The 26,436-nt window shown below is 32.9% G+C and carries 28 protein-coding genes and 1 other RNA gene; 17 read left to right on the top strand and 12 right to left on the bottom strand.

Annotated features, from left to right (window positions below):
- Position 1 precedes the first annotated feature (1 nt).
- A complete protein-coding gene (locus tag DPN68_RS11675) occupies positions 2-700 on the bottom strand; it encodes an RluA family pseudouridine synthase (protein WP_113989825.1) in 699 nt (232 codons plus the stop codon).
- A gap of 65 nt (positions 701-765) precedes the next feature.
- Positions 766-1,584 carry a 3-methyl-2-oxobutanoate hydroxymethyltransferase gene (gene panB, locus DPN68_RS11680; RefSeq protein WP_113989826.1) on the bottom strand — a complete coding sequence of 273 codons (819 nt, stop codon included), beginning with the start codon at positions 1,582-1,584 and terminating at the stop codon, positions 766-768.
- Positions 1,585-1,642: 58 nt separating this feature from the next.
- On the opposite strand from panB, the gene DPN68_RS11685 reads away from it, so the two are divergent.
- Together DPN68_RS11685 and DPN68_RS11690 are read left to right on the top strand one after the other, a co-directional pair.
- Entirely contained in the window at positions 1,643-2,080 is a 438-nt protein-coding gene (locus tag DPN68_RS11685; protein ID WP_113989827.1) for a Cif family virulence factor, read from the top strand.
- 2 nt (positions 2,081-2,082) lie between these two features.
- On the top strand, positions 2,083-3,132 hold the full coding sequence (locus tag DPN68_RS11690) for a porin (protein WP_113989828.1): 1,050 nt from the start codon (positions 2,083-2,085) through the stop codon (positions 3,130-3,132).
- Here the strand turns inward: DPN68_RS11690 and DPN68_RS11695 are convergent.
- The 3 genes from DPN68_RS11695 to DPN68_RS11705 all read right to left on the bottom strand — a co-directional run bounded on the left by DPN68_RS11695 (position 3,104) and on the right by DPN68_RS11705 (position 5,154).
- The gene (locus DPN68_RS11695; RefSeq protein WP_113989829.1) at positions 3,104-3,487 is read right to left on the bottom strand and encodes a ribosomal maturation YjgA family protein; all 384 of its coding nucleotides are present in this window, start codon (positions 3,485-3,487) and stop codon (positions 3,104-3,106) included. The genes DPN68_RS11690 and DPN68_RS11695 overlap by 29 nt on opposite strands.
- Positions 3,487-4,908 carry an L-serine ammonia-lyase gene (locus tag DPN68_RS11700; RefSeq protein WP_113989830.1) on the bottom strand — a complete coding sequence of 474 codons (1,422 nt, stop codon included), beginning with the start codon at positions 4,906-4,908 and terminating at the stop codon, positions 3,487-3,489. Before DPN68_RS11700 ends, DPN68_RS11695 begins: the two co-directional genes overlap by 1 nt.
- Positions 4,909-4,971: 63 nt before the next feature.
- Entirely contained in the window at positions 4,972-5,154 is a 183-nt protein-coding gene (locus DPN68_RS11705) for a hypothetical protein (RefSeq protein ID WP_113989831.1), read from the bottom strand.
- Between the two features lie 235 nt (positions 5,155-5,389).
- Here DPN68_RS11705 and dnaK point away from each other — a divergent pair, with 235 nt between their 5' ends.
- The 3 genes from dnaK to DPN68_RS11720 all read left to right on the top strand — a co-directional run bounded on the left by dnaK (position 5,390) and on the right by DPN68_RS11720 (position 8,683).
- Complete coding sequence (dnaK, locus tag DPN68_RS11710) at positions 5,390-7,276, top strand: molecular chaperone DnaK (protein WP_113989832.1); 1,887 nt, start codon at positions 5,390-5,392, stop codon at positions 7,274-7,276.
- Between the two features lie 108 nt (positions 7,277-7,384).
- Positions 7,385-7,933 carry a hypothetical protein gene (locus tag DPN68_RS11715; RefSeq protein ID WP_113989833.1) on the top strand — a complete coding sequence of 183 codons (549 nt, stop codon included), beginning with the start codon at positions 7,385-7,387 and terminating at the stop codon, positions 7,931-7,933.
- Positions 7,934-8,044: 111 nt separating this feature from the next.
- Complete coding sequence (locus DPN68_RS11720) at positions 8,045-8,683, top strand: hypothetical protein (protein WP_113989834.1); 639 nt, start codon at positions 8,045-8,047, stop codon at positions 8,681-8,683.
- A gap of 40 nt (positions 8,684-8,723) precedes the next feature.
- On the opposite strand, the gene DPN68_RS11725 is transcribed toward DPN68_RS11720, so the two are convergent.
- Positions 8,724-11,264, bottom strand: coding sequence for a zinc-dependent metalloprotease (locus tag DPN68_RS11725; protein WP_113989835.1), 2,541 nt, complete (start codon positions 11,262-11,264; stop codon positions 8,724-8,726).
- Between the two features lie 171 nt (positions 11,265-11,435).
- Between DPN68_RS11725 and DPN68_RS11730 the strand changes: the two genes are divergently transcribed.
- The 3 genes from DPN68_RS11730 to DPN68_RS11740 all read left to right on the top strand — a co-directional run bounded on the left by DPN68_RS11730 (position 11,436) and on the right by DPN68_RS11740 (position 13,333).
- Positions 11,436-12,386: an NAD(P)H-dependent flavin oxidoreductase gene (locus DPN68_RS11730; protein WP_113989836.1), complete on the top strand. Its 951-nt coding sequence runs from the start codon at positions 11,436-11,438 to the stop codon at positions 12,384-12,386.
- 36 nt (positions 12,387-12,422) lie between these two features.
- A complete protein-coding gene (locus tag DPN68_RS11735; RefSeq protein ID WP_133256601.1) occupies positions 12,423-12,776 on the top strand; it encodes a hypothetical protein in 354 nt (117 codons plus the stop codon).
- Positions 12,777-12,853: 77 nt separating this feature from the next.
- Positions 12,854-13,333, top strand: a complete 480-nt coding sequence (locus DPN68_RS11740; RefSeq protein WP_113989838.1) for a hypothetical protein — start codon at positions 12,854-12,856, stop codon at positions 13,331-13,333.
- A 40-nt stretch (positions 13,334-13,373) separates the two neighbouring features.
- Here the strand turns inward: DPN68_RS11740 and DPN68_RS11745 are convergent, their stop codons facing one another.
- Together DPN68_RS11745 and DPN68_RS11750 are read right to left on the bottom strand one after the other, a co-directional pair.
- The gene (locus DPN68_RS11745) at positions 13,374-14,000 is read right to left on the bottom strand and encodes a carboxypeptidase-like regulatory domain-containing protein (protein WP_133256602.1); all 627 of its coding nucleotides are present in this window, start codon (positions 13,998-14,000) and stop codon (positions 13,374-13,376) included.
- A gap of 46 nt (positions 14,001-14,046) precedes the next feature.
- Positions 14,047-15,123: a glutaminyl-peptide cyclotransferase gene (locus DPN68_RS11750; protein ID WP_113989849.1), complete on the bottom strand. Its 1,077-nt coding sequence runs from the start codon at positions 15,121-15,123 to the stop codon at positions 14,047-14,049.
- 88 nt (positions 15,124-15,211) lie between these two features.
- On the opposite strand from DPN68_RS11750, the gene ffs reads away from it, so the two are divergent.
- The 3 genes from ffs to fsa all read left to right on the top strand — a co-directional run bounded on the left by ffs (position 15,212) and on the right by fsa (position 17,001).
- Positions 15,212-15,310, top strand: an RNA gene (ffs, locus tag DPN68_RS11755) — signal recognition particle sRNA small type.
- A gap of 78 nt (positions 15,311-15,388) precedes the next feature.
- Positions 15,389-16,192, top strand: coding sequence for an SDR family oxidoreductase (locus DPN68_RS11760; RefSeq protein WP_113989850.1), 804 nt, complete (start codon positions 15,389-15,391; stop codon positions 16,190-16,192).
- A 152-nt stretch (positions 16,193-16,344) separates the two neighbouring features.
- Complete coding sequence (gene fsa, locus DPN68_RS11765; RefSeq protein ID WP_026726663.1) at positions 16,345-17,001, top strand: fructose-6-phosphate aldolase; 657 nt, start codon at positions 16,345-16,347, stop codon at positions 16,999-17,001.
- Between the two features lie 60 nt (positions 17,002-17,061).
- On the opposite strand, the gene DPN68_RS11770 is transcribed toward fsa, so the two are convergent.
- A complete protein-coding gene (locus tag DPN68_RS11770; protein WP_113989840.1) occupies positions 17,062-18,480 on the bottom strand; it encodes a TlpA family protein disulfide reductase in 1,419 nt (472 codons plus the stop codon).
- Positions 18,481-18,632: 152 nt separating this feature from the next.
- Between DPN68_RS11770 and DPN68_RS11775 the strand changes: the two genes are divergently transcribed.
- Entirely contained in the window at positions 18,633-20,252 is a 1,620-nt protein-coding gene (locus tag DPN68_RS11775; RefSeq protein ID WP_113989841.1) for an ABC-F family ATP-binding cassette domain-containing protein, read from the top strand.
- Positions 20,253-20,278: 26 nt separating this feature from the next.
- Here the strand turns inward: DPN68_RS11775 and DPN68_RS11780 are convergent, their stop codons facing one another.
- Entirely contained in the window at positions 20,279-20,926 is a 648-nt protein-coding gene (locus DPN68_RS11780) for an endonuclease III domain-containing protein (protein ID WP_113989842.1), read from the bottom strand.
- Positions 20,927-20,994: 68 nt separating this feature from the next.
- Between DPN68_RS11780 and bcp the strand changes: the two genes are divergently transcribed.
- Positions 20,995-21,447, top strand: a complete 453-nt coding sequence (bcp, locus tag DPN68_RS11785) for a thioredoxin-dependent thiol peroxidase (protein ID WP_113989843.1) — start codon at positions 20,995-20,997, stop codon at positions 21,445-21,447.
- A gap of 40 nt (positions 21,448-21,487) precedes the next feature.
- Here the strand turns inward: bcp and DPN68_RS11790 are convergent, their stop codons facing one another.
- Positions 21,488-22,942, bottom strand: a complete 1,455-nt coding sequence (locus DPN68_RS11790) for a TonB-dependent receptor (RefSeq protein ID WP_162298419.1) — start codon at positions 22,940-22,942, stop codon at positions 21,488-21,490.
- Between the two features lie 116 nt (positions 22,943-23,058).
- Between DPN68_RS11790 and DPN68_RS11795 the strand changes: the two genes are divergently transcribed.
- From DPN68_RS11795 to yaaA, 3 genes are all read left to right on the top strand, one after another.
- Entirely contained in the window at positions 23,059-23,823 is a 765-nt protein-coding gene (locus tag DPN68_RS11795; protein ID WP_113989851.1) for an MBL fold metallo-hydrolase, read from the top strand.
- A 14-nt stretch (positions 23,824-23,837) separates the two neighbouring features.
- Positions 23,838-24,329: a hypothetical protein gene (locus tag DPN68_RS11800; protein ID WP_113989845.1), complete on the top strand. Its 492-nt coding sequence runs from the start codon at positions 23,838-23,840 to the stop codon at positions 24,327-24,329.
- Between the two features lie 128 nt (positions 24,330-24,457).
- Positions 24,458-25,216 carry a peroxide stress protein YaaA gene (gene yaaA / locus DPN68_RS11805; protein WP_113989846.1) on the top strand — a complete coding sequence of 253 codons (759 nt, stop codon included), beginning with the start codon at positions 24,458-24,460 and terminating at the stop codon, positions 25,214-25,216.
- 74 nt (positions 25,217-25,290) lie between these two features.
- On the opposite strand, the gene DPN68_RS11810 is transcribed toward yaaA, so the two are convergent.
- Positions 25,291-25,953 carry a hypothetical protein gene (locus DPN68_RS11810; protein WP_113989847.1) on the bottom strand — a complete coding sequence of 221 codons (663 nt, stop codon included), beginning with the start codon at positions 25,951-25,953 and terminating at the stop codon, positions 25,291-25,293.
- Between the two features lie 187 nt (positions 25,954-26,140).
- Here DPN68_RS11810 and DPN68_RS11815 point away from each other — a divergent pair.
- Positions 26,141-26,436, top strand: a 296-nt coding sequence (locus DPN68_RS11815) for a transposase (protein WP_162298406.1), incomplete at its 3' end; no start/stop codon positions are given.

The raw sequence follows: 26,436 nt of genomic DNA on the forward strand, positions 1-26,436 counted from the left end.
CTTATGACAAAGTATTCCAAATCACGTCATTGGGTGTTGGTGCAGTAAAGGAAAGTGATTCTTTAGTTACCGGATGTGTCAAAACTAATTTTCTGGCATGCAAATGAATACCACCATCAGGATTGCTTCGGTCAAAACCATATTTTAAATCGCCTTTTATTGGGCAACCAATAGCTTGTAATTGTGCTCTAATTTGGTGATGTCTTCCCGTGTGTAAATCTATTTCTAGAACGAAATAATTATCCAGTTTTTTGATGATTTTGTAAGTCAAACTTGCTTTCTTGCTATCAGGAACTTCTTTACTATGCGCTTTTGAAGTATTGTTTTTTGGATTTCTTTTCAGGAAATGGACTAAAGTATCGGTTTCTTTTGGTGGTTGGTTTTTTACAATTGCCCAATAGGTTTTTTGAGTTTCTCGGTTTTTGAAAGTTTCATTCAATCGGGTTAACGCTTTGGAAGTCTTAGCAAAAACAACAATTCCAGTAGTAGGACGATCCAAACGATGTACAACTCCCAAAAAAACTTCACCCGGTTTGTTGTATTTTTCTTTTAAATAGGCTTTAACTACATCAGAAAGTGGTTCATCTCCTGTTTTATCTCCTTGAACAATATCGCCCACGCGTTTGTTGATGACAATAATATGATTGTCTTCGTGAAGCACTTGAAGATTGTCTTTGGTAGAAATTATTTTATTCAAAATAAGCGATTAAATTTCGATTGGCTATTTTTTCACTGAACACTTTTCACTGAGCACTGAACACTAGCTTAATACTGTTCATTAGCATTAGGAAAATCAACCGATTTCACATCGTCAACGTATTGCCCTATAGCTTTGCTCATATCTTCGTATAAGTTCATATAGCGACGTAAAAATCTTGGACTAAATTCGTGTGTCATACCAATCATATCGTGCAATACCAGAACTTGTCCGTCAACTCCGCTTCCTGCCCCAATTCCAATGACAGGAATAGCAATACTTTCAGCTACTTTTTGTGCTAAATGTGCTGGAATTTTTTCTAAAACAATGGCAAAACAGCCAATTTTTTCCAACATTTTAGCATCTTCAATCAATTGTTCTGCTTCTTCTTCGGCTTTAGCTCTAACGGTATAAGTTCCAAATTTATAGATAGATTGCGGCGTTAAACCTAGATGTCCCATTACAGGAATTCCTGCTTGAAGAATTTTTTTTATGGATTCTTTAATTTCTTTTCCACCTTCCAATTTTACTGCGTGTCCACCGCTTTCTTTCATCACACGAATCGCAGAACGCAAAGCTTCTTTTGAATCGGATTGATAACTACCAAAAGGTAAATCTACTACAACCAAAGCTCTGGTAGCCGCTCTAACCACACTTGAAGCATGGTAAATCATTTGATCTAACGTAATAGGAAGCGTAGTTTCATGTCCGGCCATTACATTACTAGCGGAATCACCAACTAATATTACATCAACTCCAGCAGTATCTACAATTTTTGCCATTGTAAAATCATAAGCGGTTAACATAGAGATTTTTTCCCCATTGGATTTCATTTCAATTAGGGTTTTGGTCGTAATTCTTTTGTAATCTTTTTTAGCGACAGACATTTTAATTCAATTTATTGTAACAAAATTAGGTTTTATCTACTTATTGGGAAAACAAAAGATGAAGAATTTACTTGTAACTATCGTTTTATTGCTTTCAGGTGTTGTTTTTTCTCAGGAAAATTCGCCAAAAGTAACTATTGAAGCATTTTTTACTGCTTTTCACCAAAAAGACAGCGTTGCCTTAAAGGCATTTTGTCATAAAGATATCCGTTTGCAAACAGTTGCCAATACCAAAAATGGAACCCAATTAAAATCAGATCAATTGGAAGATTTTTTGAAGTCAATTGCTTCCATACCAAATGGGTTGAAGATTTACGAGAAATTATTGGATTATAAAGTAACTATTGATGGCGATTTAGCACATGTTTGGACACCTTATGAATTTTACGTGAATGATACATTGAGTCACATTGGTGCCAATTCTTTTACATTGGTAAGAGAAAATAACAAATGGTTAATTGTACATTTGATTGACACACGAAGAAAAAAAAATTAAAAATGAAACAGATTTGGCTGTATAGTGTAGTGTTTTTGTCCTGTTTAGGAAACGCTCAGGAGACAGATTCTTTAACAATTAAAGTTTCTGGTTACTTGGAAACCTATTATGCGTATGATTTTAGTAATCCAATCACCGATGCTAAACTTCCATTTATGTACAATTACAATCGTCATAACGAGTTTAATGTGAATAACGGATTAATTCGTACGCATTTACAATACGGAAACACTTATGCTTCTGTAGCGTTTCATGCGGGAACTTATGTGCAAGATAATTACGCATCAGAAGATATTAAGTTAATTAGTGAAGCATTTGTAGGTATGTATTTGACAGATGCAAAAAAATCATCAATAGAAGTTGGAATTATGCCAAGTTACATTGGTTTTGAGTCGGCAATTTCTAATTCAAATTTGACATTGACACGTTCTTTATTGGCTGAAAATTCGCCTTATTTTATGACCGGTGTTAAGTATAATTACGTACCAAACGACAAATGGAGTTTTTCGGGATTAGTAACCAATGGTTGGCAGCGCATCAATAAACCACAAAAAGATGTTACACCAGCATTTGGAACACAAATTGTTTATAAACCTTCTGAAAAATCCACTTTGAATTGGAGCACATTCATTGGAAAAGAATTCTATGGAACCGAATTAGGAGTGCGTTATTTCAGTAATTTATATTGGGATAATCAATGGAATTCAAAATGGCGAACTATTTTAGGATTTGATTTTGGAATTCAAGATAGTTCTTCGCAAAATTATACGCATTTGTATTGGATGAGTCCTGTTTTAATTGCCCAATATTCGATAAATACAAAATGGCAAACTGCTGTTCGACTAGAATATTATCAAGATGAAGATAATGTTATCATAGCCACTTCTGATGCATTTAAAACATCTGGATTTTCTTGGAATTTTGATTATTTACCCAATTCAAAAGTAAAACTCAGAACCGAAGCACGATATTTAGATGCTAAAAACCCTATTTTCAATGATAATAAATCGAATAATTTCTTTCTTACAACGAGTTTAAGTTTTGAGTTTTGATGAATTTCGAGTCAATTAGATAGCTAAAGGAAGTGCCAATTAAATAGCAAATTAAATCTGACCAAAGAAAGCCTTGACCCAAAACGTATTTTCCGAAAGTAGTTTTCCGAAGTGAAATTAGCCAATCAAATTGGAATAGTTGTGAAATTTCAATTAAGAAGCAAAACGATATACTTAAAACGAAAATGGTTTTTAATTTCCAATGAATTAATACGAATCGTAATCCATAGTACATCATTGTTGCATACAAGATGTCACCAATAAATAAAGGAAACACATTTATTTTTCTTGAACCAACGCCAAGAAACACAATAAAAATAGTTAGTAAAAAATATTGAAATCTTCCGCTTTGCATTAACAGTCTGCTAAACCAACAGCAACTGCCAAACCACCTTCCGAAGTTTCTTTGTAGCGTGTGTTCATGTCTTTTGCGGTTTCCCACATGGTGCTAACTACTTTATCTAAAGGAACTTTTACATTTTTAGCATCGGTTTCTAGTGCTAATTCAGCTGCATTTATAGCTTTAATAGCTCCCATTGTATTGCGTTCAATACATGGAATTTGAACCAAACCAGCAATTGGATCACAAGTTAAACCTAAGTGATGTTCCATCGCAATTTCTGCTGCTACCATTACTTGATCGGGCGTTCCTCCCATAGCTTCACATAAAGCTGCTGCTGCCATAGCACTTGAAACGCCAATTTCCGCCTGACAACCGCCCATTGCTGCTGAAATAGTAGCTCCTTTTTTGAAAATACTTCCAATTTCACTCGCTGTCATCAAAAATTGTTTGATTTGTTCTTCATTGGCTTCATGATTTTCAATTACCAAATAGTACATCAAAACTGCAGGAATAACTCCGGCGCTTCCATTGGTTGGTGCAGTAACCACTCTTCCCAAAGAAGCATTTACTTCATTCACAGAAAGCGCAAAACAGCTAACCCATTTCAAAATCTGACGGAATTTAACTTCGGTTTGACGGATAATTTGCATCCAAGAATACGGATTGTCATAAGGTAAAACTCCAATTAAGTTTTTGTGCATGTCATACGCTCTTCGTCTTACGTTTAGTCCGCCAGGAAGCGTGCCTTCGGTGTGACAACCAATGTACATACATTCTAACATGGTGTCCCAAATACGCATCAATTCATTGTGAATTTCAGTTTCACTTCGTAGGGATTTTTCGTTTTCGTAGACAATTTCCCAAACTTTTTTATTCTCCTTGATGCAATAAGCTAATAATTCAGACGCTTTATCAACAGGATAGGGGAAAGTGCTTGTTTTTTCTTCAGCTGAAGTTGTGTTTTCTGTTTCTTCTTTTACTACAAATCCGCCACCTATTGAATAGAAAATACTTTCATAAGTGGTTTCGGAAGTATAGGCGGTAAATTTTAAACCATTGGCATGAAAAGGTAAAAAATTACGATTGAAAACGATATCAGTTGCTACATCAAACGGTATAAGAATTTCGTTTCCTAAGAAAATTTCCTTCTTGTTTTTGATGGCAGTTATAATAACATCAATACTTTCAACAGGAATATATTCTGGATCAGCACCGCTTAAACCTAGCATTATAGCCAAATCTGTAGCATGACCTTTACCAGTTAATGACAAAGAACCATATAAATCTACAGTAACTCTATTGATATTGTCGATAAGATTTTGGGCTCTAATTTCTGTCAAAAATTGTTCAGCAGCACGCCAAGGCCCTAAGGTGTGCGAACTCGAAGGTCCAACACCAATTTTTAACATATCAAAAACTGAAATATTTTCCATAAATTACAAGAATGAATAGCAAAGATAGTCTAGAATTTCGAAATAAAAATGAAAAAATAAGCGCTATTTTTTGGCAAAATAATAGACAATACTTCCAACACCAACAACAATCATTAGAATGCCAAAAATTTCCATTTCTTTATCGGCCATTCGCATAGCTCCTCTAATAATTAAAAATAGACCAATAAGGATTGTCCATACTCCTGGTTTATTTGATTGCTCTTTTGATTCTGTATTTTCTTCCATGTTATTTGTGTTTCGTTTTTATAAATATAGAAGTTTTTGCTGTTTGATAAAAAAATATAGATAAATTTTCTTTTGAAAACATAATTTTTTGAAAATATAATGCCAATCTGTCATATTTTGTATTGAAAACTGACATTTTTTAACCCTATTTTGTATTGGCATAATGATTGAATAAAGGATAACAAGTTTTAAAATTGAAATAAAACACACACACAATAAATTAAGATTAAAAATTATGAGTAAGATTATTGGAATCGATTTAGGTACTACCAACTCTTGTGTTTCTGTAATGGAAGGTGGAGAGCCAGTAGTAATTGCAAATGCAGAAGGAAAAAGAACAACACCTTCAGTAATCGCATTTGTTGAAGGAGGAGAAATTAAAGTAGGTGATCCAGCTAAAAGACAAGCAGTAACTAACCCAACAAAAACGATTGCTTCTATCAAACGTTTTATGGGAAACAAATATTCTGAAAGTGCTAAGGAAGCATCAACTGTTGCCTACAAAGTAGTTAAAGGAGATAATGACACACCACGTGTTGATATTGATGGTCGTTTGTATACGCCACAAGAATTGTCTGCAATGACTTTACAAAAAATGAAAAAAACAGCTGAAGATTATTTAGGTCATTCAGTTTCTGAAGCGGTTATCACTGTTCCAGCTTATTTTAACGATGCACAACGTCAAGCTACAAAAGAAGCAGGAGAAATTGCAGGTTTAAAAGTAATGCGTATTATCAATGAGCCTACAGCAGCTGCTTTAGCTTATGGATTAGACAAACAAGGTAAAGACCAAAAAATCGCAGTTTACGATTTAGGTGGTGGTACTTTTGATATTTCTATCTTAGAATTAGGAGATGGCGTTTTCGAAGTATTATCAACAAATGGAGATACACACTTAGGTGGAGATGATTTTGACCAAGTAATTATCGATTGGTTAGCTAACGATTTCAATGCTGCAGAAGGTGTTGATTTGCGTAAAGACCCAATGGCATTACAACGTTTAAAAGAAGCTGCTGAAAAAGCTAAAATTGAATTATCAGCATCTGCTCAAACTGAAATCAACTTGCCATATGTAACGGCTACGGCTTCAGGACCAAAACACTTGGTACAAACGTTAACAAGAGCAAAATTTGAGCAATTAGCAGAAACTTTAGTAAAACGTTCTATGGAGCCAGTTGCTAAAGCATTAAAAGATGCTGGTTTATCAACTTCTGATATTGATGAGGTAATTTTAGTTGGAGGTTCAACTCGTATTCCTGTTATTCAAGAACAAGTTGAGAAATTTTTTGGTAAAAAACCATCAAAAGGAGTAAATCCTGATGAGGTTGTAGCAATTGGAGCTGCAATTCAAGGTGGAGTTTTAACGGGTGAAGTAAAAGACGTATTATTATTAGACGTTACGCCACTTTCATTAGGTATCGAAACTATGGGAAGTGTAATGACAAAATTAATTGAGTCTAACACGACTATTCCAACAAGAAAATCACAAGTTTTCTCAACAGCAGCAGATAATCAACCATCGGTAGAAATCCATGTTTTACAAGGAGAAAGACCAATGGCTAGCGATAATAAAACAATCGGTCGTTTCCATTTAGATGGTATTCCACCAGCACCAAGAGGTGTTCCTCAAATTGAAGTAACTTTTGATATTGATGCTAATGGTATCATCAAAGTATCTGCTACAGACAAAGGAACTGGAAAATCACACGATATTCGTATCGAAGCTTCTTCAGGTTTAACTCCAGAAGAAATTGAGAAAATGAAAAAAGATGCTGAAATGAATGCTGAAGCAGACAAATTAGCAAAAGAAAAAGCAGATAAATTAAACGAAGCTGATTCTATGATTTTCCAAACAGAAAAACAATTAGGTGAGTTTGGTGATAAATTATCAGAAGCTAATAAAGGAGCAATTGAAAGCGCTTTAAACGAATTGAAAGCAGCTTACGAAACAAAAGATGTTGCAACGATTACTCCAGCTTTAGATAAAATCAACGAAGCATGGAAAAATGCATCTGAAGAAATGTACAAAGCACAAGCTGAAGGTGGCGCTCAACAAGCAGAGCCTCAAGCAAGCGCTTCTGGAGATCAAACACAAGATGTAGATTTCGAAGAAGTGAAATAAAGTACGAAGTACAAAGTTTTAAGTACAAAGTATCAAGACTAAACCGAATCATTTTTGATTCGGTTTTTTTATTATATTTGCTTTAAATCATTAATCTCAAATACATTTATGAAACTTAAAATTTTAAAATCGCTTTTATTTTGTTTTTTTATAATTATTACTTCTTGCAGTAGTGATGATTCATCTAATAATTCTAACCAAACAATAAGTTTAAAAATTAATGGACAAACTGTGACCGCAAATGTTACTCAAGCATATATGAATAGAGCAGAGTCTATTGATAGACAAACTTTATTTATTGAAGCAGAAAATAATCAGTATAAATTTAATTTAAAACTGATAGATAATTATAATACAAACAATAGTAATATGCTAACTGGTGATTATAATTTTGAAAATATAAATACAAGCACTGATTACTCTGAATTTTTTATATACCAAAAAATTAGCGGTCAATTTCAACTCTATCATTTTCCAGAAAGCTCAGCTTATAATGTTAGTTTTTGTAACAATAACAAAATTTCTGCAACTTTTACTGCATATTTAGAATCAATTGAAGGTGAGGATATAACTGTCGATGGTGTTTTAGTTCCGTTTATTATTGAAATAACCGATGGACAATTTACTAATATTAGTTATACAGTGAATGAGCTATAATTTATAAAAAAATAATTTTTATTGACTAAAAACCGAATCATTTTTGATTCGGTTTTTTTTATTTGGTGTTTCAAGTTTTTTTGTACATTGTGACAATCAAAAACTTATAAAATGAAAAAAATATTTTTAGTTGCTTTGCTTACATTAACTAGTTTGCAAGTTACTGCCCAAAAAACCAAGAAACCGGTTACTCCTAAAAATGAAGTTCTAGCAACTGTAGATAATGTTTCAGCTGAAATTATTGTTCAAAATAAGGTTAGAAAATTAGTTTTATTTGTAAAGAATGAAACAAAAACTGATACTTTACTAATAAAACAATTACCAGATGCTAAATATAAGCCTAATAACTTTAGTTTAAAATCGTTTACCACTTCCGATACTAAATTGTATCATGTTTCTTGGCAAGAAATGATTTTAGTAGATACCAAAATTAAAAAAGAAACCACATCTATTACAGAAAATCAAGTTTGGAATACCACAACAGGGAAACAACTTTTTAATAATTTTCATAAGAGTTATTATTTAAAAGAAACCCAATTTTTAGATAAAAATAAAACTGCTTCTCATGATGTTGAGAAGAAAAGTTCAGAAGGATCGGAGTTCCATTTACTTCCAAATGGTGATATTTCTCTTTTTTCCAAATCGCAGCAAAGTCATTATGTTTTCAATGCGGCAAATGATAAATATGAAGTTAAAAAAGCACAAGTAACTTCTAAAGCAAGTCCAAAACCAAAACCAAAAAGAAGGTAAATAAAAAAAAGGTTTAGCGAGAGCTAAACCTTTTTTGTTGTTAGTTGACTGGTTTTAAGGCTTGATCAATTCTTGCAATTAAATCTTGTAAGTGGAACTTACTTAATCGGTCTGAAGTTGATGGTAAAGCCATTCTCATCTGATTTCTAAGTTCAATTAAATGTCCTCTTGAAATTGATGGTAAATCAGTTTCACTTAAATTGACTCTTCTTCTGTTGAAGTTGGTTACAGAAGCATTTTTATCCACCTTCATGGCATCAATTAATTTGCTCACGAATAGTTTTTGCAGGTTTCTTCTGTAAATGTCAATTGGTGCATACGTTCTCAATTCTGTAAAAATGCCTTTTCTTAAATCCGTCATTAATTTATCAACTGAGTAATTGGCTTTGTTTAAAGAAGAAGTCTCCATTAAACGAACCATTCTGTCTCCAGCCAATAAACTTGATAACGTTCCATCTTGAATACTTTTAATAGCTTCAACACCATTTTCAGGACTAATTTTACTCATTACGGTTTGGTTTAATAACCAATTTGGTGTTTTGAATAATTGTTCGTTCAAGAATTTTACAGCATCCGCTTGAATAGCTGCTGGTGTTACTTCATATAAATCACCTTCCATGTCGGCTGTTTTTGGTGTTTCATAAATTCCACCAACATTTTTAGTAACGTGACCCATGTAACGTCTAAATTGACCCGTTAATGAATTGTATAAACCATTTAATTCGGTATAATCTTCACCGTCTTTTTTACTCCATTCAATTAAATTGGGTAAAATTCGTTTCAAGTTTTTGATTCCATATTCTGAAGCTCTCATGGCGTTATCACCTAAATCTTCTGTTTGGTATCTTGGATCATACGGATTTGTTTCTGTTCCAAACCACAAGCGACGATTTTTGTAAGCGTCTTTGGTCATTTCGTTTAAGATAGCTTTTTCAGCATCTTCATCTTTAGCATCTTTGAAGTACGAATAACCCCATTTGATTGCCCATTTGTCATAATCACCAATTTTTGGGAACAAATCAGTAACACCATCTTCGGGTTGTGCCACATAGTTAAAACGCGCATAATCCATAATAGATGAGGTGTGACCAAATTCTTTTTGGAAGTCTTTGTCTCTTAATTTTTCAACAGGTGTAGCAAAACTTGCACCCATATTGTGACGTAAACCTAAAGTGTGTCCCACTTCATGCGCAGCGACAAATCGAATTAATTCGCCCATAAGTTTATCATCAAATTTGATGTTTCTTGCGGCTGGATCAACAGCTGCCGTTTGAATCAAATACCAATCACGTAATAAACTCATGATGTTGTGATACCATCCAATGTGACTTTCTAAGATTTCACCTGTTCTTGGGTCGTGAACATTTGGTCCATATGCATTTTGAATTCCAGCTGCGAAATAACGTAAAACAGAAAAACGCGCATCTTCTAAACTCATAGTTGGGTCGTTTTCTGGCCAATATTCGCCACGAATCGCATTTTTCCAACCTGCAAATTCAAAAGCCTCTTGCCAATCATCAATACCTTGTTTGATGAAAGATCTCCATTTTTCTGGTGTTGCTGGGTCGATATAGTAAACAATAGGTTTCTTAGGTTCGATTAATTCGCCTCTTTTTTGTCTTTCTGCATCTTCCTCAGATTTTGGTTCTAAACGCCATCTAACTGCAAAAATATCTCTATCCGCTTTATGAGAATCCTCTTCGAAAACTTCATAACTATTTGCAAAATAACCAACTCGCTTGTCGAAAGGACGTTTACGCATTGGTTTTTCTGGTAACAAAATCATAGAAGTATTCATCTCAAATGTTACTACTCCAGCATCTAAACCAGCGGGTAAATCTGTTCCAATTCTTGGTGTTGGCGATAAAGAAATTTGTCGTGGTACTGTTGTAAAAGTTTTAACCGTTCTAATTTCTGTATTGATAGGAAAACTTTTTATACTTTGAATAAATGAACGATCTTTTTGGAATGCTTGAATTTTAAGCATTTGCTTGTTCATTGGGTTTAATGAAAAAACTTGATTGTCCGCATCAAAAGTGCTTGACATGTCCACAACGTAACCTTTAATATCTTTTCCATTTTTCTTATATGCCATAACTTCAAAGTTTCCAATAATTGGATCAGCACTTGAGTTTTGAACGGCTTTTGTAATTGGCTTATCTTCATCTGGAGTTGCAATTACATAAGTAATCGAACGCATCAAAATGTTGTGATTTAATCCTTTTTCAAAGCGAATCACTTGACGATTGACTTCTTCACCACCAAAAATTCCTCCACCAGCTGGCGTTTTGGAATATCTAGTAATAGTCATAATTTCTTTACCAATTAATTCATCAGAGATTTCAAATAAATATTTGTCACCTACTTTATGAACATCTATTAAACCTTGTTGGGTTACAGCTATTGAATCAATTACCTTGTTGTAAGGTTTTGGTTCTTTCTTAGCTTCAGGTTTTTTGGCATCTGCGGAAACTGCAACTGGAGCAGGTTGTTTTCCTTTCTTTTTTTTCTTTTGTGCTGTAGCGTCTAGTGTGAATAGAAATAACAAACAGCAACTTAATAAGGTAAGTTTTCTTAACATATGGATTGGTTTTTTTTTCAAATTTATCTTTTTTACTTTGTATTTTAAACGAATTATGATTTTATTAAGAATTTTAACAAGTGTTATCACAATTTAAAATGTAAATGTAATTTTACTTTTATATGCATGCATAGTATTTATTTTTGTATATTTGAATTAAATTAGATTAAAATGAAAAAAGAAACTTTAACTGTTTTGCTAGGAATTCAACATCCTATAATTATGGCGCCTATGTTTTTAGTATCCAATACTAAAATGGTCATTGAAGGAATGAAAAGTGGCGTTGCAGGATGTATTCCAGCTTTGAACTACCGTACATTAGATGAATTGAGAACTTCAGTAAAAGAGTTAAAAGCAAATAAAATGGCAGGTGGAAGTTTTGGGTATAATTTAATTGTAAACAAATCGAATGTGAAGTACAAAGAGCAATTACGTGTTTTGTGTGAAGAAGGTGTCGATTTTATCATCACATCATTAGGTTCGCCTGAGGAAACAATTAATGAGGCTCATAAAGTAGGAATAAAGGTTTTTTGTGATGTTACAGATTTAGCATTTGCCAAAAAAGTAGAAAGTTTGGGAGCGGATGCTTTAATTGCTGTAAATAATCAAGCGGGCGGACATAGAGGAAATATCGACCCAGAACAATTGATTAAGGAATTGGATAAAAACACTTCACTACCAGTAATCTCAGCTGGTGGAGTAGGGAATAAGGCTGATTTGGATAGAATGTTGAGTTATGGTGCTATTGGAGTCTCCGTTGGAAGTCCATTTATTGCGTCTGAAGAATCAGGTGTTTCTCAGGATTACAAACAAGCTTGTGTGGATTATGGAGCCAAAGATATTGTAATGACGGAACGAATTTCGGGAACACCTTGTACCGTAATCAATACACCTTATGTTCAAAAAGTAGGAACGAAACAAACTTGGCTAGAAACGTTATTGAATAAAAACAAAAGTTTAAAAAAATGGGTCAAAATGATTCGTTTTTACATTGGAATGAAAGCTACTGAAAAAGCAGCAACACAAGTCACGTATAAAACCGTTTGGGTAGCTGGACCAAGTATTGAAGACACTAATGCAATTTTGCCAGTAAAAGCGATTGTGAGTCGATTAATTGCATAACTTTGTGCCAAATGTAAATTGAGTTTGAAAGTTTTTTTGAAGCTTTTTTTTGTTTTTTGGATATTCTTTTTTGCTACTAGTGAAAAAGGAGATGATTCTATTGCTTTAGTTGAAGATCAAAACTATCCAGTTTCTTTGGTTCAATTTGCTTATAGTTCCAATGGTGATGCGATACAAAATCAAAATTCTTTTGAAGTATTTTCTAACACAAGTTCCAACTTTCTTAAAGATAATAGCAGAAGTTTATACTTATTTTTTGCTTCAAATTCCATTACGAATAGTAGTTTCATTGCTTCAAAAATTGCAATATTAAGAATTCATTTTTCAGCAGCAATTACCTTTTATTTTACTAGTCTACAAGTAATTTTCCCTTTTCATTATTTTTGGTAAATTCATTTCTATTTTGACTTAAGAGTTTTCAAAAAGTATTTTTTTGAAACAATTTTTCACATCAAATAATTAAAAAAATGGATTTAGCTAATACTATTATTGGAGTTGCGTTATTTTTCGCAATTGCAGTTCCTATTTATTATATCAATAATGCTTCAAAAAAGAAGCGCATAATTTTACAAAATAAACTTGCCAATTTATTCACCAGTAAACCAATGAAAATCTCTGATTACGATACTTTTGGTGGAGATTCAATCATTGGAATTCACGAAAATGAAGTTTGTTTTTATCAAGAACGCAACAATCAAGTAGTCTCAAAAGTCATTAATTGGAAAGAAATTGCCAGATTTTCTGTTGTAAAAGAGTTTACAAAAATGGGAAAACAAAGTGACAAAAAACTATCGAGAGTTGTATTATCATTTGATTTCAAAGACAAATCTAAAGATTCGGATGTCATACTTTTTTTTCAAGTTGACGAGACTAATTTTATGATTGGAGAAGAATTACGAATAGCAACAAAATGGGAAGAAAAACTCAACCAAATGTTGAAATCATAATAAAAAAAGCCTAGAATTTTAAAATTCTAGGCTTTTTGTTTTAACGAAACCAATTTCTGATTTTTTGAATTTGTCTGGCAAAAAAGGTTTTCTTTTTTTCTATGATTACTATTTCACCAGCTAGAACAAATTCTGGTAACAAAGTAACATTAATTTGATTTTTGTTAGAAATTATTATTTCCTGAGGTTTACTTCCAATGTAATGAAAAATTAAAATATCATCTTCCTTTGCCTCTATGGTATAATTACCATCAAAATCTGTAAAAGTTGTTTTTGTTGTTCCTTTAACTGTAACGCTTGCCTTAATCAATGGTCCCAAATCATCAGAAACAACTCCAGTTATTTTTTTTAAACCCAAAGTTGTTTTTGTAGCATCTTGGGTTGTTTTAATTTTATCAGTTTGTTCTGTTTTTAGCGGAATTTGAGAAAAAACCGTTTGACTGTTTAAGCCTAAAAATCCCAGTACTGATGCTGTTGTAATAAACCAATAAGAAGATTTTTGTTTTGGAATTATCAAATCACGATTCAACTGATAATTATTAAATCTACCACAAGCATTTTTATTGTTGTTTAAATAGCTTATAATTTCTTTATCAGACGCTTTGGTAAAATCCAAAACTGTTTTTGAACAAACGCTACAAAACCTTCCTTTTTCAGCAGGTGTCATTGCTTCCCAATTTTCATGGCAAGGCTTAGGAATCGATAGGTTAATTTTATTTCTCAACAGCAATTTCAAACATTTTATCCCAATTTTTTCCAGTTACAAAATACGTTTTCGTTTTTGGATTATACGCTATTCCGTTTAAAACATCAATATCGGGATGTTGGGTAACTTTACTCTTTAGTTCACTTAAATTCAACACAGCTTCAACTGAACCATTTTTAGGATTAATAACTGCCAAAGCATCACGACCATAGATGTTTGCCCAAATTTTATTGTCAATCCATTCCAATTCATTTAAGCTTTCAATTTTTGCTGTTTTCGTATAAACATTGATATAATCAATTTTATCCAAAGTCTCAGGATTCAAAATATAAATTTTCTCGGTTCCGTCTGACATGTATAGTTTTTCTCCGTCATTGGTTAATCCCCAACCTTCCATTTTCTTAAAATACGGGAACGTTTTTAGCTTTTTGAAAGTATCTGCATCATAAATATAACCTTCATTGTTTTGGTAGGTTAATTGATACACTTTGTTATTTAAAATTGTGATTCCTTCACCAAAGTAAATTGGTGCCAATTCTACTTTTTTGTATACTTCACCCGTTTTGTAATTCACTTTTCTAAGACTTGAGGTTCCGCGTTTTCCTGTTCCATTTCCAGCGCCATTTCCTGTTCCTTCATATAATGTGTCTCTGTGAAATTCCAATCCTTGTGTGTAAGCCGTAATGTCATGCGGATAGGTATTTACTATAGTATATTTTAGCAGTTTTGGTTCCACATTGGAAGAAAGCATAACATTCGTTTCCACAATAACAGAGTGCTTTCCAACAAATATTTCTGCTTCAATTTTTTGGTTTCCTAACTTTTCCGTTTCAAATTTATGAGTAACAGTACCAATAGCTTTTGTAGTACCAATTTTACTTCCGTTAATTAAGAATTTTATTGAATCTACCGCTTTGTTTTGGTCGTTTTTAATAGATACAATAATTTCATCTTCTAACGAATATACTTGCTTTAATTGACTAGTATCGATAGAAAATAAATTATTTAAGGCATTTTTATCATCTTCACAATTGCCGAACAAGAATCCTAAAGATATGAAAGCGAATAGCTTAAGCGTTTTCATGGTATTTAATTTTGAATAGTACAATATACAACGATTTTTTAAAGCTGCAATTGCCTTGCAAAAATATAAAAAGTTTGTATATTTGCAGCGGCAAGTCCTACACGACCAGCTCCTGCAGACTCCCCCAGGGTGGGAACGCAGCAAGGGTAAGCGGTTGTAGCGGTGCGATGTAGGTCGCTTGCCATTTTTTTTAAATGTGTCTCCTTTGTGGAGATTTTTTTATGCCCAAAAGTTTCTTACCTTCGTAACCAATCAAAAAACTACCATGAGTAAAGTTGTTTTTATTACCGGAGCATCCTCTGGAATTGGAAAAGCCATTGGCGAATTTTTACTTTCAAAAGCTTATATCGTATACGGAACTAGTAGAAATCCTGAGAATTATAGTGATTCCAAATTTCCATTAGTGACATTAGATGTTAGAAATCCTGAAACCATTCAAAGTGCTATAGCAACTGTTCTTGAAAAAGAAACTAAAATTGATGTAGTCATTAATAACGCAGGTGTTGGAATAACTGGACCCATTGAAGAGATCCCAACGAATGAGATGCGAAATAATTTCGAAGTTAATTTCTTTGGTCCCATAGAAGTGATGAAAGCGGTTTTACCTCAAATGCGCAAACAAAATTCAGGTTTGATTATCAATATTACTTCAATTGCAGGTTATATGGGTTTGCCTTATCGTGGAATTTATTCGGCTTCTAAAGGTGCTTTGGAATTAGTAACAGAAGCTCTTCGAATGGAAGTAAAACAATTTGGAGTTCAAATTACCAATGTGGCTCCTGGCGATTTCGCCACTAACATTGCTGCGGGTCGTTATCATGCACCAATTATAAAAGGTTCGGCTTATGAAACGGTTTACGGTAAGGTTTTAAGCGAAATGAACACACACGTGGATAGTGGAAGTAATCCAAATGAAATGGGCGAAGCAATTTTTGCTATAATTCAAACCAAACAACCTAAAGTCCATTATAAAGTGGGCGCTTTTATGCAGAAATTCTCCATAGTGCTAAAACGCATTTTGCCTGACACAATTTACGAGAAAATGTTGATGAATCATTACAAGCTTTAATAATTTCAAAATTCAATATCAATTTCAATATCAATTAATTAACTAATGAGTTTTGTTTTTAAAATTGATTTTTGAAATTGTCATTGTCATTGCATTTTGATTTCTTACTTTTGCACTTCAAAACAACACACAACAAATAAATTTAAAACAGCATGAAATTTTTTATCGACACAGCTAATTTAGAGCAAATTAAAGAAGCACAAGAATTAGGAATTTTAGATGGCGTTACTACAAACCCATCGTTAATGGCTAAAGAAGGCATTACTGGAAAAAATAATATTCTAAAACATTACGTTGACATTTGTAATATTGTTGATGGTGATGTAAGTGCAGAAGTAAATGCAATGGATTTAGAAGGAATGATTAGAGAAGGCGAGGAGTTGGCTGACTTACACGAGCAAATCGTAGTAAAATTACCAATGACTAAAGAAGGTGTAAAGGCTTGTAAATATTTCTCTGATAAAGGTATTAAAACCAATGTAACCTTAATTTTCTCTGCTGGTCAAGCATTATTGGCGGCAAAAGCTGGAGCAACGTATTGTTCGCCTTTCTTAGGAAGATTAGATGATGTTTCTACAGATGGTTTAAACTTAATTGATGAAATTCGTCAAATTTATGACAATTACGGATTTGAAACTCAAATTTTAGCTGCTTCTGTGCGTCATACTATGCATGTAATCAATTGTGCTAAAATTGGTGCTGATGTGATGACTGGACCTTTATCTTCAATTACTGGATTATTGAAACATCCATTAACGGATATCGGAATTGCTCAGTTTATTGCCGATTACGAAAAAGGGAATAAGTAATTTACTCCATACAACAAAAAAGGGAACCAATTTTGGTTCCCTTTTTTTGTTGTTCTATTTTTACTTCAAATGATTTTTAAAATTCATATCGAATAAATTCACAAATGCATTTTTAATAGTTCCATCAGGATTTAAAATCATGGCACGATGCACTTTTGTAATTACCCAATCCCTTTTAATAGCTTCAAAATCAGTGGCTTTTAATTGTGTTGCCATTGGTATTAGATTTTCTAAATTGTGCTTCTTTAATGTTTTAATCCAATTCTCATTGGTATCATTAATGTTAACCGCTACAAAATTTAAATTTGGAAATTCTTTTTCAAGTTCAATAACTTTTTGATGTACTGCTTTCAAATGCGACTCTGCATGAGATGTCCAGAAGAAAACGATAGTTTCCTTGTTTTTTGTTAAAGATTTAATAGCAACAACTTCATTATTTGGTGTAATTAATTGAATTGTTGGAATAACGTTTCCAGCTTTCAGGTTTTGAATTGCATTTGAAATCTTTGAAACTTCTTCTTGTTGTTTTTTATCGGTTGAAAGTTCCAAATAACGGTCAATAAACTTTTTATTGTTGAACATGTTTTGGTCTTCTAAAAGATACATGTAAGCAATATTGTTTAAAATTACGTTTTTGGTTTGTGTGTTTCCAATTAAAGTATCTGCAATATTTAATTTATGAATGTTATTTTCAAGCGACATTTCATTATACACACCATCATTTTTTGCATAAGTAATGTTATTTAACATCGCATTTACAAATTTGATGAACGGAGAGAAATTCGTTAAATCAGCATTATTGAAATCTATAGTTTTCCTATAGCTATAAAAATCTTTGGGAAGTGACTTTCTGATTTTTTCACCTGTTCGGTATTGGTGAACATAGGGATAAAGTTCTTTCTTATAGAAATAATTACAATGTAAATCTGCTTGAGCCACTTTGTCAAAAGCTTCACTCCATTGAATTTCAGCTTTGTATTTCTTGTATTCTTTTTGTCTTAACTGGTAGCTGGAATCTATTTTTTTGGTAAAAAGGTCAACATCCTTATCTAAAATTTCATACAAATAAGAACGGTCTTTTTCGTTTTTTAAAAAAGTTTCAATTAAATAGTTGTTTTTTTCGTCTCCTCTTCCACAAAAAGCAATCGAACTGTCAAAATTTTGTGTATTCAAACGCACCATTAAGCTGTCATTCTTATCGAAATAAACATATTGATATTCTGGCAAATGCTTAAAAGTATACAAACCTGGGGCTAATGAATCAAATTTATGAAGAAAACGGTTTTTTGAGTCAAGGAAAATAGTATCAATAACTTCATTATCTTTTAAAAATAAAATGAAATTATTTTGCGGATTCACAATCTCTCCACCAAAATAAGCCACATAATTATCTTCTTCAAAGACTTTCTTGCAAGAAGAAAGTGTTGAAAGCGTCACAATAGAAAGGGGCAACAAATAAAGTAGGTAATTTTTCAACATCAAATTATAATCTAGTAAACAAAAATATTGGTAAATTTTCTAATCTATTGTTAATAGAGCGTTAAATTAAACATTATATTATTTGTGAATTGTAGCGTCAAAACTGCACTATTTTTTCTACTTTTGCAACAATTTTATAAACAAATACAAAAATGTTAACAGTTTCAAATTTATCAGTGCAGTTTGGCAAACGAATTTTATTCGACGAAGTAAACGTTACCTTCACGCAAGGCAACTGCTACGGAATCATTGGAGCCAATGGTGCTGGAAAATCTACTTTTTTAAAAATTTTATCTGGTGAAATAGAGCCAACCGCAGGAAGAGTGATTTTAGAACCAGGCAAAAGAATGTCGGTTTTAAGCCAAAATCACAACTTATTTGACGAACATACCGTTTTAGAAACCGTTTTAATGGGAAACAAAGTACTACATGCTATTAAAACAGAAATGGATGCTTTGTATGCTGATTATACGGATGAAAATGCCAATAGAATAGGAGAGTTGCAATTGCAGTTTGACGAAATGAACGGTTGGAATGCGGAAAGTGATGCTGGAAATATGCTATCTAATTTAGAAATTGGAACAGAACATCATTATACTTTAATGGCTGATTTGGATGGAAAATTAAAAGTTCGTGTGTTATTAGCACAAGCTTTATTCGGAAATCCAGATGTGTTGATTATGGATGAGCCTACAAATGATTTGGATTTTGAGACCATTGGTTGGTTGGAGAATTTCTTAGCGAATTATGAAAACACCGTTTTAGTGGTATCGCATGACCGTCACTTTTTAGATGCCGTTTGTACGCATGTTTCAGATATTGATTTCGGAAAAATTACGCATTATTCTGGAAATTATACGTTTTGGTATGAGTCTTCGCAATTAGCGGCACGTCAAAAAGCACAACAAAATAAGAAAGCAGAAGAGAAAAAAGCGGAATTAGAAGAATTTATCCGTCGTTTTAGTGCGAATGTAGCCAAATCAAAACAAGCTACGTCACGTAAAAAAATGATTGAAAAATTAAATCTAGACGAAATTAAACCTTCAAGCAGAAGATATCCAGCGATTATTTTTGATGTAGAAAGAGAAGCTGGAGACCAAATTTTAAATGTACAAAACTTATCCGCTTCAATTGATGGAGAAACACTGTTTAAAAATGTTGATTTAAACATGGCAAAAGGTGATAAAATTGTAGTTTTCTCAAAAGATTCAAGAGCAACAACAGCTTTTTATGAAATCTTGAATAACAGAATGACACCAGATTCAGGAACATTTGATTGGGGAATTACAACCACACAATCCTATTTACCAGTTGACAATCACGAATATTTTGATAAGGTTGATTTAAACTTAGTGGATTGGTTACGCCAATGGGTAAAAACAGAAGAAGAACGCGATGAAGTTTATGTTCGTGGATTCTTAGGAAAAATGATTTTCTCAGGCGAAGAAGCTTTGAAAAAATGTAACGTTTTATCTGGAGGAGAAAAAGTGCGTTGTATGTTGTCTCGAATGATGATGATGCGTGCTAATGTTTTAATGTTAGACGAACCAACCAACCACTTGGACTTAGAATCAATTACAGCATTTAATAATTCATTGAATAATTTTAAAGGTTCGGTTTTGTTCACCACGCATGACCACGAATTTGCACAAACGGTTGGAACTAGAATTTTAGAATTAACACCAAACGGCGCCATTGACCGCTACATGACATTTGATGAATATCTAGATGATCCAAAAGTGAAAGAATTACGAGCTAAAATGTACCAATAAAAAAATAGGCTGTCAGAAATGATAGCCTATTTTGTTTTTTCTTGTAAAACCGATTTTCTTCCAATGGTTCTGGTGATGATATCTTTTTCTAAATCCCAACCTCTAGCTGGAGAATATTCTCTTCCATACCAAATAATTTGTAAGTGTAATTCGTTCCAAAGTTCTCTGGGAAATAAGCGTTTAGCATCTTTTTCAGTTTGTTGTACATTTTTTCCATTGGTAAAACCCCAACGATATAATAATCGATGAATATGCGTATCAACAGGAAAGGCTGGCACGCCAAAAGCCTGACTCATAACCACACTTGCCGTTTTGTGTCCAACAGCGGGTAAAGCTTCTAAATCGGCAAAACTTTGAGGCACTTCTCCATTGTGTTTTTCAATTAGTATTTCTGATAATCCATGAATCCCTTTTGATTTCATTGGAGATAAGCCACACGGACGAATAATTTCTTTGATTTCTTCAATACTCATTTTTACCATATCATACGGATTGTCTGCTTTTGCAAAAAGTAAAGGCGTAATTTGATTTACACGAACATCAGTGCATTGCGCAGAAAGTAATACGGCAATAAGTAAAGTATAAGGATCTTTGTGATTTAAAGGAATTGGAATTTCAGGATAAAGTTCATTTAACGTATTTATAACGAATGTTACTTTTTCGCTTTTAGTCATTTTGGTACTTTTATATTAAATTGTAAATTTATACAAAATTAAAGGATAAACCAGTAAAAGAGAAAGAAATGACAACATTAAAAAAAGGAGATGTAGCTCCCAATTTTTCAGGATTAGATCAAGACGGTAAAAAACACACTTTAGCTGATTATAAAGGAAAGAAATTAGTTGTTTTCTTTTATCCCAAAGCCAATACGCCTGGTTGTACGGCTGAAGCATGCGATTTGAGAGACAATTTTGAAACTTTTAAAGCTAAAAATTACGCCTTACTTGGAGTTAGTGCAGATAGTGCTAAAGCGCAAGCGAAGTTTGTAGAAAAATACCAATTTCCATTTCCTTTATTGGCAGATGAAGATAAATCAGTGATTCAAGCATTTGGTGTTTGGGGACCGAAAAAATTCATGGGAAGGGAATACGATGGCATTCACAGAACCACGTTTGTTATAGATGAAAATGGTAAAATAGAAGAAGTAATTTCAGATGTAAAAACCAAAGCACATGCCGCTCAAATTTTAAAATAAAAAAACTGCCTGATTTTTCAGGCAGTTTTTAGTTTTATGTTTATTCAGCTAATTCCTTTTTAGATTGATAACCAAATAATTTTTGTTGTTTGATTATATCTGCGGTTCCATCGGGAAGCATTTTCTCCCAACCTGTTTCACCGTTAACAATCATTTTGAGAACATGTCTAGAGAAAATTTCTAGATTTTGTTCGTCATAATTGGCTATATCAATTACTTTTCCATTGAACTTAAAGAATTTGTACAACTCTTTCATTCTTGGATGCACTTTCAGATTGTCCGAATTAATTACTGTTCCATCTTCTCCTTTCATCGGATATAAATATACTTTTAAATCGCGATAGAATAATTTACCAAAAGCTTCCAAAATACCACCCGATAAGTGACGGTAATATTTCTCATCAAAAATATCTACTAGATTGTTAACTCCCATAGCTAATCCCATTCTGGCTTTTGTAAAATCAGAGAAGTATTCTACTACTTTATAGAACTCTTGGAAATTTGAAATCATTACGGTTTGCCCGAGTGAACAAAGTAATTCTGCTCTATCTAAGAAATCTCTTTCATCAATTTCGCCTTCTGCTTTTAGATTGGAAAGTGTTATTTCGAAAATTACAAATGTATTGTCTTTATCTACTTTGTTTTCTTGGATAAACATGTCATAAGATTTCTTATACATGTTCATGTTTACTTTAGTAACAGGTCTAAAACTTCCTCGTAATGCTAAAATATTCTTTTTATACAATACTGCTGCTGGAAGAATATTTTTCCCATCTGGGCCAAACATTACCGCATCAGTCATTCCGTTTTTAACCAATTGCAAACTCATTAAACGGTTGTCTATGTTAGCAAATCGCGGTCCTGAAAAGTTAATAGTATCAATTTCCAATTGGTCTTTATCCAAATGGTCGTATAAGTAGCGAAGTAGTTTTTTAGGATCGTTGTGTTTGTAGAAAGCACCATAAATTAAATTCACACCTAAAATACCCAATGTTTCTTGTTGTAATCGAGCATCAGTTTCTTTGAAGCGAATGTGCAATAAGATTTCGTTATATTCTTCTCCTGGCGCCACTTGGAAACTAATTCCAACCCAACCATGACCTTTATATTGTTTTGCAAAATCGATTGTTGCAACCGTATTGGCGTAACTAAAGAAAATTTTATTGGGATGTTTGTCTCTTTTTAAACGTTCTTCAATTAGTCGCGTTTCATGAGCCAACATCTTTTTTAAACGACTTTCGGTAACATAGCGACCATCTTCTTCAATTCCGTAAATGGCATCACTAAAGTCTTTATCGTAGGCCGACATCGCTTTTGCAATGGTTCCTGAACTTGCTCCAGCTCTAAAAAAATGACGTACAGTTTCTTGTCCTGCTCCAATTTCTGCAAATGTCCCGTAAATACTTTGGTTTAAGTTAATTCGTAAGGCTTTGTCTTTTATTGAAGGGATCTGCTCAATTTTTCTATCACCGATTAATTCAATTTCTGTAACTATGCTTTTCATTTAAAATGGTAATTTAGGATAAGTCGATAAGTATCAACTATATTGCAAAGTTAATTAAATTGCTAAAATTATCCCAATTTTTCTTATTTTTGTTTGCTATGCACGCATTGAAAATTTATTTTTTAGGAACAGGCACTTCACAAGGAATTCCAGTCATTGGAAGCAATCATTCCGTTTGTTTAAGTTCAAATCCCAAAGACAAACGATTGCGCGTTTCCGTTTGGGTGCATTCGGAAGACTTTTCTTTGGTTATTGATTGTGGTCCCGATTTCAGACAACAAATGCTAACTTCGGGTTGTACGGCTATTGATGCGATACTTTTTACCCACGAACACGCCGATCATACCGCTGGAATGGATGACATTCGTCCGTTTAATTTCAAACTAGGTCCAATGCCCATTTATGCACACCAACGTGTTTTGGAAAACTTAACCAAACGTTTCGATTATATCTTTGCAACCGAAAACAGATATCCTGGAGCACCTTCTGTAGTGATTAACGAAGTTAAAAACAACGAGGATTTCTATATAAAAAACCAAAAAATCACACCAATTAATGTATTTCATGGCGACTTACAGGTTTTTGGTTATAAAATAAATGATTTTGTTTACTTAACGGATGTAAAAACCATTGCATCTGAAGAATTGGAAAAAATAAAAAAATGTAAGGTTTTGGTAATAAATTGTTTACGTGAAGAACCGCACCAAACCCATTTCAATTTGGAAGAGGCTTTAGCGTTCATAAAACAAGTACAACCTGAGAAAACCTATTTAACACACATCAGTCACTTGTTTGGATTTCACGATGAAATACAACAAAAACTTCCAGAAAACGTTTATATTGCATACGATAATTTAGAAATTACAATTTAATCAAATCCATATTTATGAAAAATACTTTTCTTTACTTGTTCATTTTGGCCGTTTTATTTAATGTTTACCAATATGTGAATTCCAATAAAATTTTAGATGCCAAAGAAAATGAAGTTACTAAAATGAAAGAGCGTTTAACTGTAGCGAGAGATTCTATCAACAACGCCATGTATAACGATTATTTTGATATTGAAAAAGACCAAGACGCACAAGATTACTTTTACAACAAAAACTTGGATTACGAAAAAGTAATGGAAAAAGTAAATGAAGATTTGGTGAGTATGAATACACAACCCAAAGGCAATTCTTTAATTCCATACGAACCAATGGATGGAAAAAACTTCGTAGTTAATAAAGCGAAAATCTTAAACCACCGTTGGATTATAGCCGAATTTTCAAATGGCGATTTTTGGGGACAAATTTTAGTGAAGTATTTTCATAACGACGATAAACCAACCGATTTTGAAACCGTAGAAACTATTTTGTACGAGAAGCAAAAAAAATAAATTGTGAAGCTCCAAATTTTGGAGCTTTTTTTATAAAAAATACCAATACTTCAATCGATTATTTCCATTACTACGTAAATGATTTGTAAAACCAAATTGCTATTTTTGAAATTCAAAATGAAACCACTATGAAAATCGTAATATCACCAGCCAAGTCATTAGATTATACAACCGCATTACCAACGCAACGTTTTACGGAACCTCAATTTTTAGATAAAGCCAACACCATTCAAAAAACATTAAAAAAGAAAAAACCAAAAGACTTGATGGAGTTGATGGACATTTCGGAGAAGTTGGCCGATTTGAACTGGCAACGCAATCAAGATTGGGCATTACCTTTTACGCCTGAAAATGCACGTCCGGCGGTTTATGCGTTTAATGGTGATGTGTACACCGGTTTGGATGCTTATACGATTCCAACGGATAAATTAGACGATTTGCAAGACCAACTTCGTATTTTATCAGGTTTGTATGGAATTTTACGTCCGTTGGATTTGATGCAAGAATACCGTTTAGAAATGGGAACTTCTATTGCCATTGGAACCAAAAAGAATTTATACGAATTTTGGAAGAAAACCATAACCGATGCGTTAAACAAAGAATTGACCAAAGACGAATTGTTCATTAATTTAGCGAGTAATGAATATTTCAGTGCGGTTGATACCAAAGCCTTAAAAGTTCCAGTAATTACACCTGAATTCAAAGATTACAAAGACGGAAAACTGAAAATGATTAGTTTCTTCGCCAAAAAAGCCAGAGGTTTAATGGTACGCTACATCATTGATACCAATGTCAAAACCATTGAAGACTTAAAAGGTTTTAACTACGAAGGTTACGCTTTTGATGCCAATTTGAGTAAAGGGAATACATTGGTTTTTACTAGGTAATAAAAAAAAACTCTTTAGGAATAGTTCTAAAGAGTTTTTTTTTATTTTTTTTATATTTCTAAAGTCAATTGATGCTACTCATCTAGCATCAGAATACATTTTCTGCGTTCCTTAAAGTTTTTTGTTTGAGTAAGACATTCAAATACTTGCATTCCATTTGGTTGTTTTTGCAAAAGGCGCTTTGTTCCTTCCAAATTCTCTTTCCTACTTTTATTTGAGTTATTGTATCGCACTACAAACAAGTCCGTATTAAGTCCTTCAGATATCACGCATTCAGTGATATCAACATCTTTATCTACGTCGGTGTCTGTGGGTGATACAAAATGTGTTATAGAAATATGGAAGTCACAAACTTCATAATACACTACTTTGCCATTATAAAAAACATACATAGGCTCATAAAAAGGAGAAATGCGATACAATCCATCGCCCCATTTGAACCCCCAGATATCATTTGTATAGAGTTTTAGTTTTTTCCTCTTTCCAGAAGACTTTGACTTTTTTTCTTTAAAAGTATACCAAACACGACCAAAAAAATGTCCAGATCCCGTTGATAGATAATCGCCTTCATTTACTATACCTGAGTTTTGAAGGTAGTCCTCATAAGTAGGGTAAATAATGATAGTGCCACTATACTTTTCTTGGGCTTTTCCAATAAACAGTCCAAAAAATAATAGACCAAAAATAAGTGTCTTTCTTATGTGAAAACAGTCACAATATTTTTTCAGTAATCGCATGCTGAATTTGTTTTGAATATATTCTTTTAACTATCAAGTCTTTACAAAAATAATAAAATATTTTATTGAGTAGTTGGTTTTCCATAGGAAAATCCGTAAGTAGCCATTGAAGCAAACCGCTGTGCATGTTGCACAACTCAAATATACAAAAACTTGCATAAAAAAGAGATAATTTGTAAATTTATTCATGCAAGGAAAGAAAAGTTTTACCCCACAGTTATTTGTTTCGGTTAATTTGTTGGACATGGTTCCAGTGGATAATTTTTACAGAAAATTGTTAACCGAACTTGATTTACATTTTATTTATAAAGCTACCCAAAAGTATTATGGTAAAGAAGGTCAAGAGAGTATAGATCCTGTTGTTTTCTTCAAGATTTTGTTGGTAGGTTATTTGAATAACATCAATTCAGATAGGCAATTAATCGCTTTTTGTAGTGATAGTTTATCGATACGTTTGTTTTTGGGTTATGATGTTCATGAGTC

The organism is Flavobacterium tibetense, from assembly GCF_003293845.1.
Classification (GTDB): Bacteria; Bacteroidota; Bacteroidia; order Flavobacteriales; family Flavobacteriaceae; genus Flavobacterium; species Flavobacterium tibetense.

Excerpts from the sequence above, each read along its gene's own strand:
- fsa (WP_026726663.1), top strand. The coding sequence starts at position 16,345 with ATGAAATTTTTTATCGACACAGCTAATTTAGAGCAAATTAAAGAAGCA.
- DPN68_RS11800 (WP_113989845.1), top strand. The coding sequence starts at position 23,838 with ATGAAAAATACTTTTCTTTACTTGTTCATTTTGGCCGTTTTATTTAAT.
- dnaK (WP_113989832.1), top strand. The coding sequence starts at position 5,390 with ATGAGTAAGATTATTGGAATCGATTTAGGTACTACCAACTCTTGTGTT.
- DPN68_RS11685 (WP_113989827.1), top strand. The coding sequence starts at position 1,643 with ATGAAGAATTTACTTGTAACTATCGTTTTATTGCTTTCAGGTGTTGTT.
- DPN68_RS11745 (WP_133256602.1), bottom strand. The coding sequence starts at position 14,000 with ATGACACCTGCTGAAAAAGGAAGGTTTTGTAGCGTTTGTTCAAAAACA.
- bcp (WP_113989843.1), top strand. The coding sequence starts at position 20,995 with ATGACAACATTAAAAAAAGGAGATGTAGCTCCCAATTTTTCAGGATTA.
- DPN68_RS11775 (WP_113989841.1), top strand. The coding sequence starts at position 18,633 with ATGTTAACAGTTTCAAATTTATCAGTGCAGTTTGGCAAACGAATTTTA.
- yaaA (WP_113989846.1), top strand. The coding sequence starts at position 24,458 with ATGAAAATCGTAATATCACCAGCCAAGTCATTAGATTATACAACCGCA.
- DPN68_RS11695 (WP_113989829.1), bottom strand. The coding sequence starts at position 3,487 with ATGCAAAGCGGAAGATTTCAATATTTTTTACTAACTATTTTTATTGTG.
- DPN68_RS11780 (WP_113989842.1), bottom strand. The coding sequence starts at position 20,926 with ATGACTAAAAGCGAAAAAGTAACATTCGTTATAAATACGTTAAATGAA.
- DPN68_RS11730 (WP_113989836.1), top strand. The coding sequence starts at position 11,436 with ATGAAAAAAGAAACTTTAACTGTTTTGCTAGGAATTCAACATCCTATA.
- DPN68_RS11740 (WP_113989838.1), top strand. The coding sequence starts at position 12,854 with ATGGATTTAGCTAATACTATTATTGGAGTTGCGTTATTTTTCGCAATT.
- DPN68_RS11720 (WP_113989834.1), top strand. The coding sequence starts at position 8,045 with ATGAAAAAAATATTTTTAGTTGCTTTGCTTACATTAACTAGTTTGCAA.
- DPN68_RS11690 (WP_113989828.1), top strand. The coding sequence starts at position 2,083 with ATGAAACAGATTTGGCTGTATAGTGTAGTGTTTTTGTCCTGTTTAGGA.
- DPN68_RS11700 (WP_113989830.1), bottom strand. The coding sequence starts at position 4,908 with ATGGAAAATATTTCAGTTTTTGATATGTTAAAAATTGGTGTTGGACCT.
- DPN68_RS11760 (WP_113989850.1), top strand. The coding sequence starts at position 15,389 with ATGAGTAAAGTTGTTTTTATTACCGGAGCATCCTCTGGAATTGGAAAA.
- DPN68_RS11750 (WP_113989849.1), bottom strand. The coding sequence starts at position 15,123 with ATGAAAACGCTTAAGCTATTCGCTTTCATATCTTTAGGATTCTTGTTC.
- panB (WP_113989826.1), bottom strand. The coding sequence starts at position 1,584 with ATGTCTGTCGCTAAAAAAGATTACAAAAGAATTACGACCAAAACCCTA.
- DPN68_RS11715 (WP_113989833.1), top strand. The coding sequence starts at position 7,385 with ATGAAACTTAAAATTTTAAAATCGCTTTTATTTTGTTTTTTTATAATT.
- DPN68_RS11810 (WP_113989847.1), bottom strand. The coding sequence starts at position 25,953 with ATGCGATTACTGAAAAAATATTGTGACTGTTTTCACATAAGAAAGACA.
- DPN68_RS11705 (WP_113989831.1), bottom strand. The coding sequence starts at position 5,154 with ATGGAAGAAAATACAGAATCAAAAGAGCAATCAAATAAACCAGGAGTA.
- DPN68_RS11725 (WP_113989835.1), bottom strand. The coding sequence starts at position 11,264 with ATGTTAAGAAAACTTACCTTATTAAGTTGCTGTTTGTTATTTCTATTC.
- DPN68_RS11770 (WP_113989840.1), bottom strand. The coding sequence starts at position 18,480 with ATGTTGAAAAATTACCTACTTTATTTGTTGCCCCTTTCTATTGTGACG.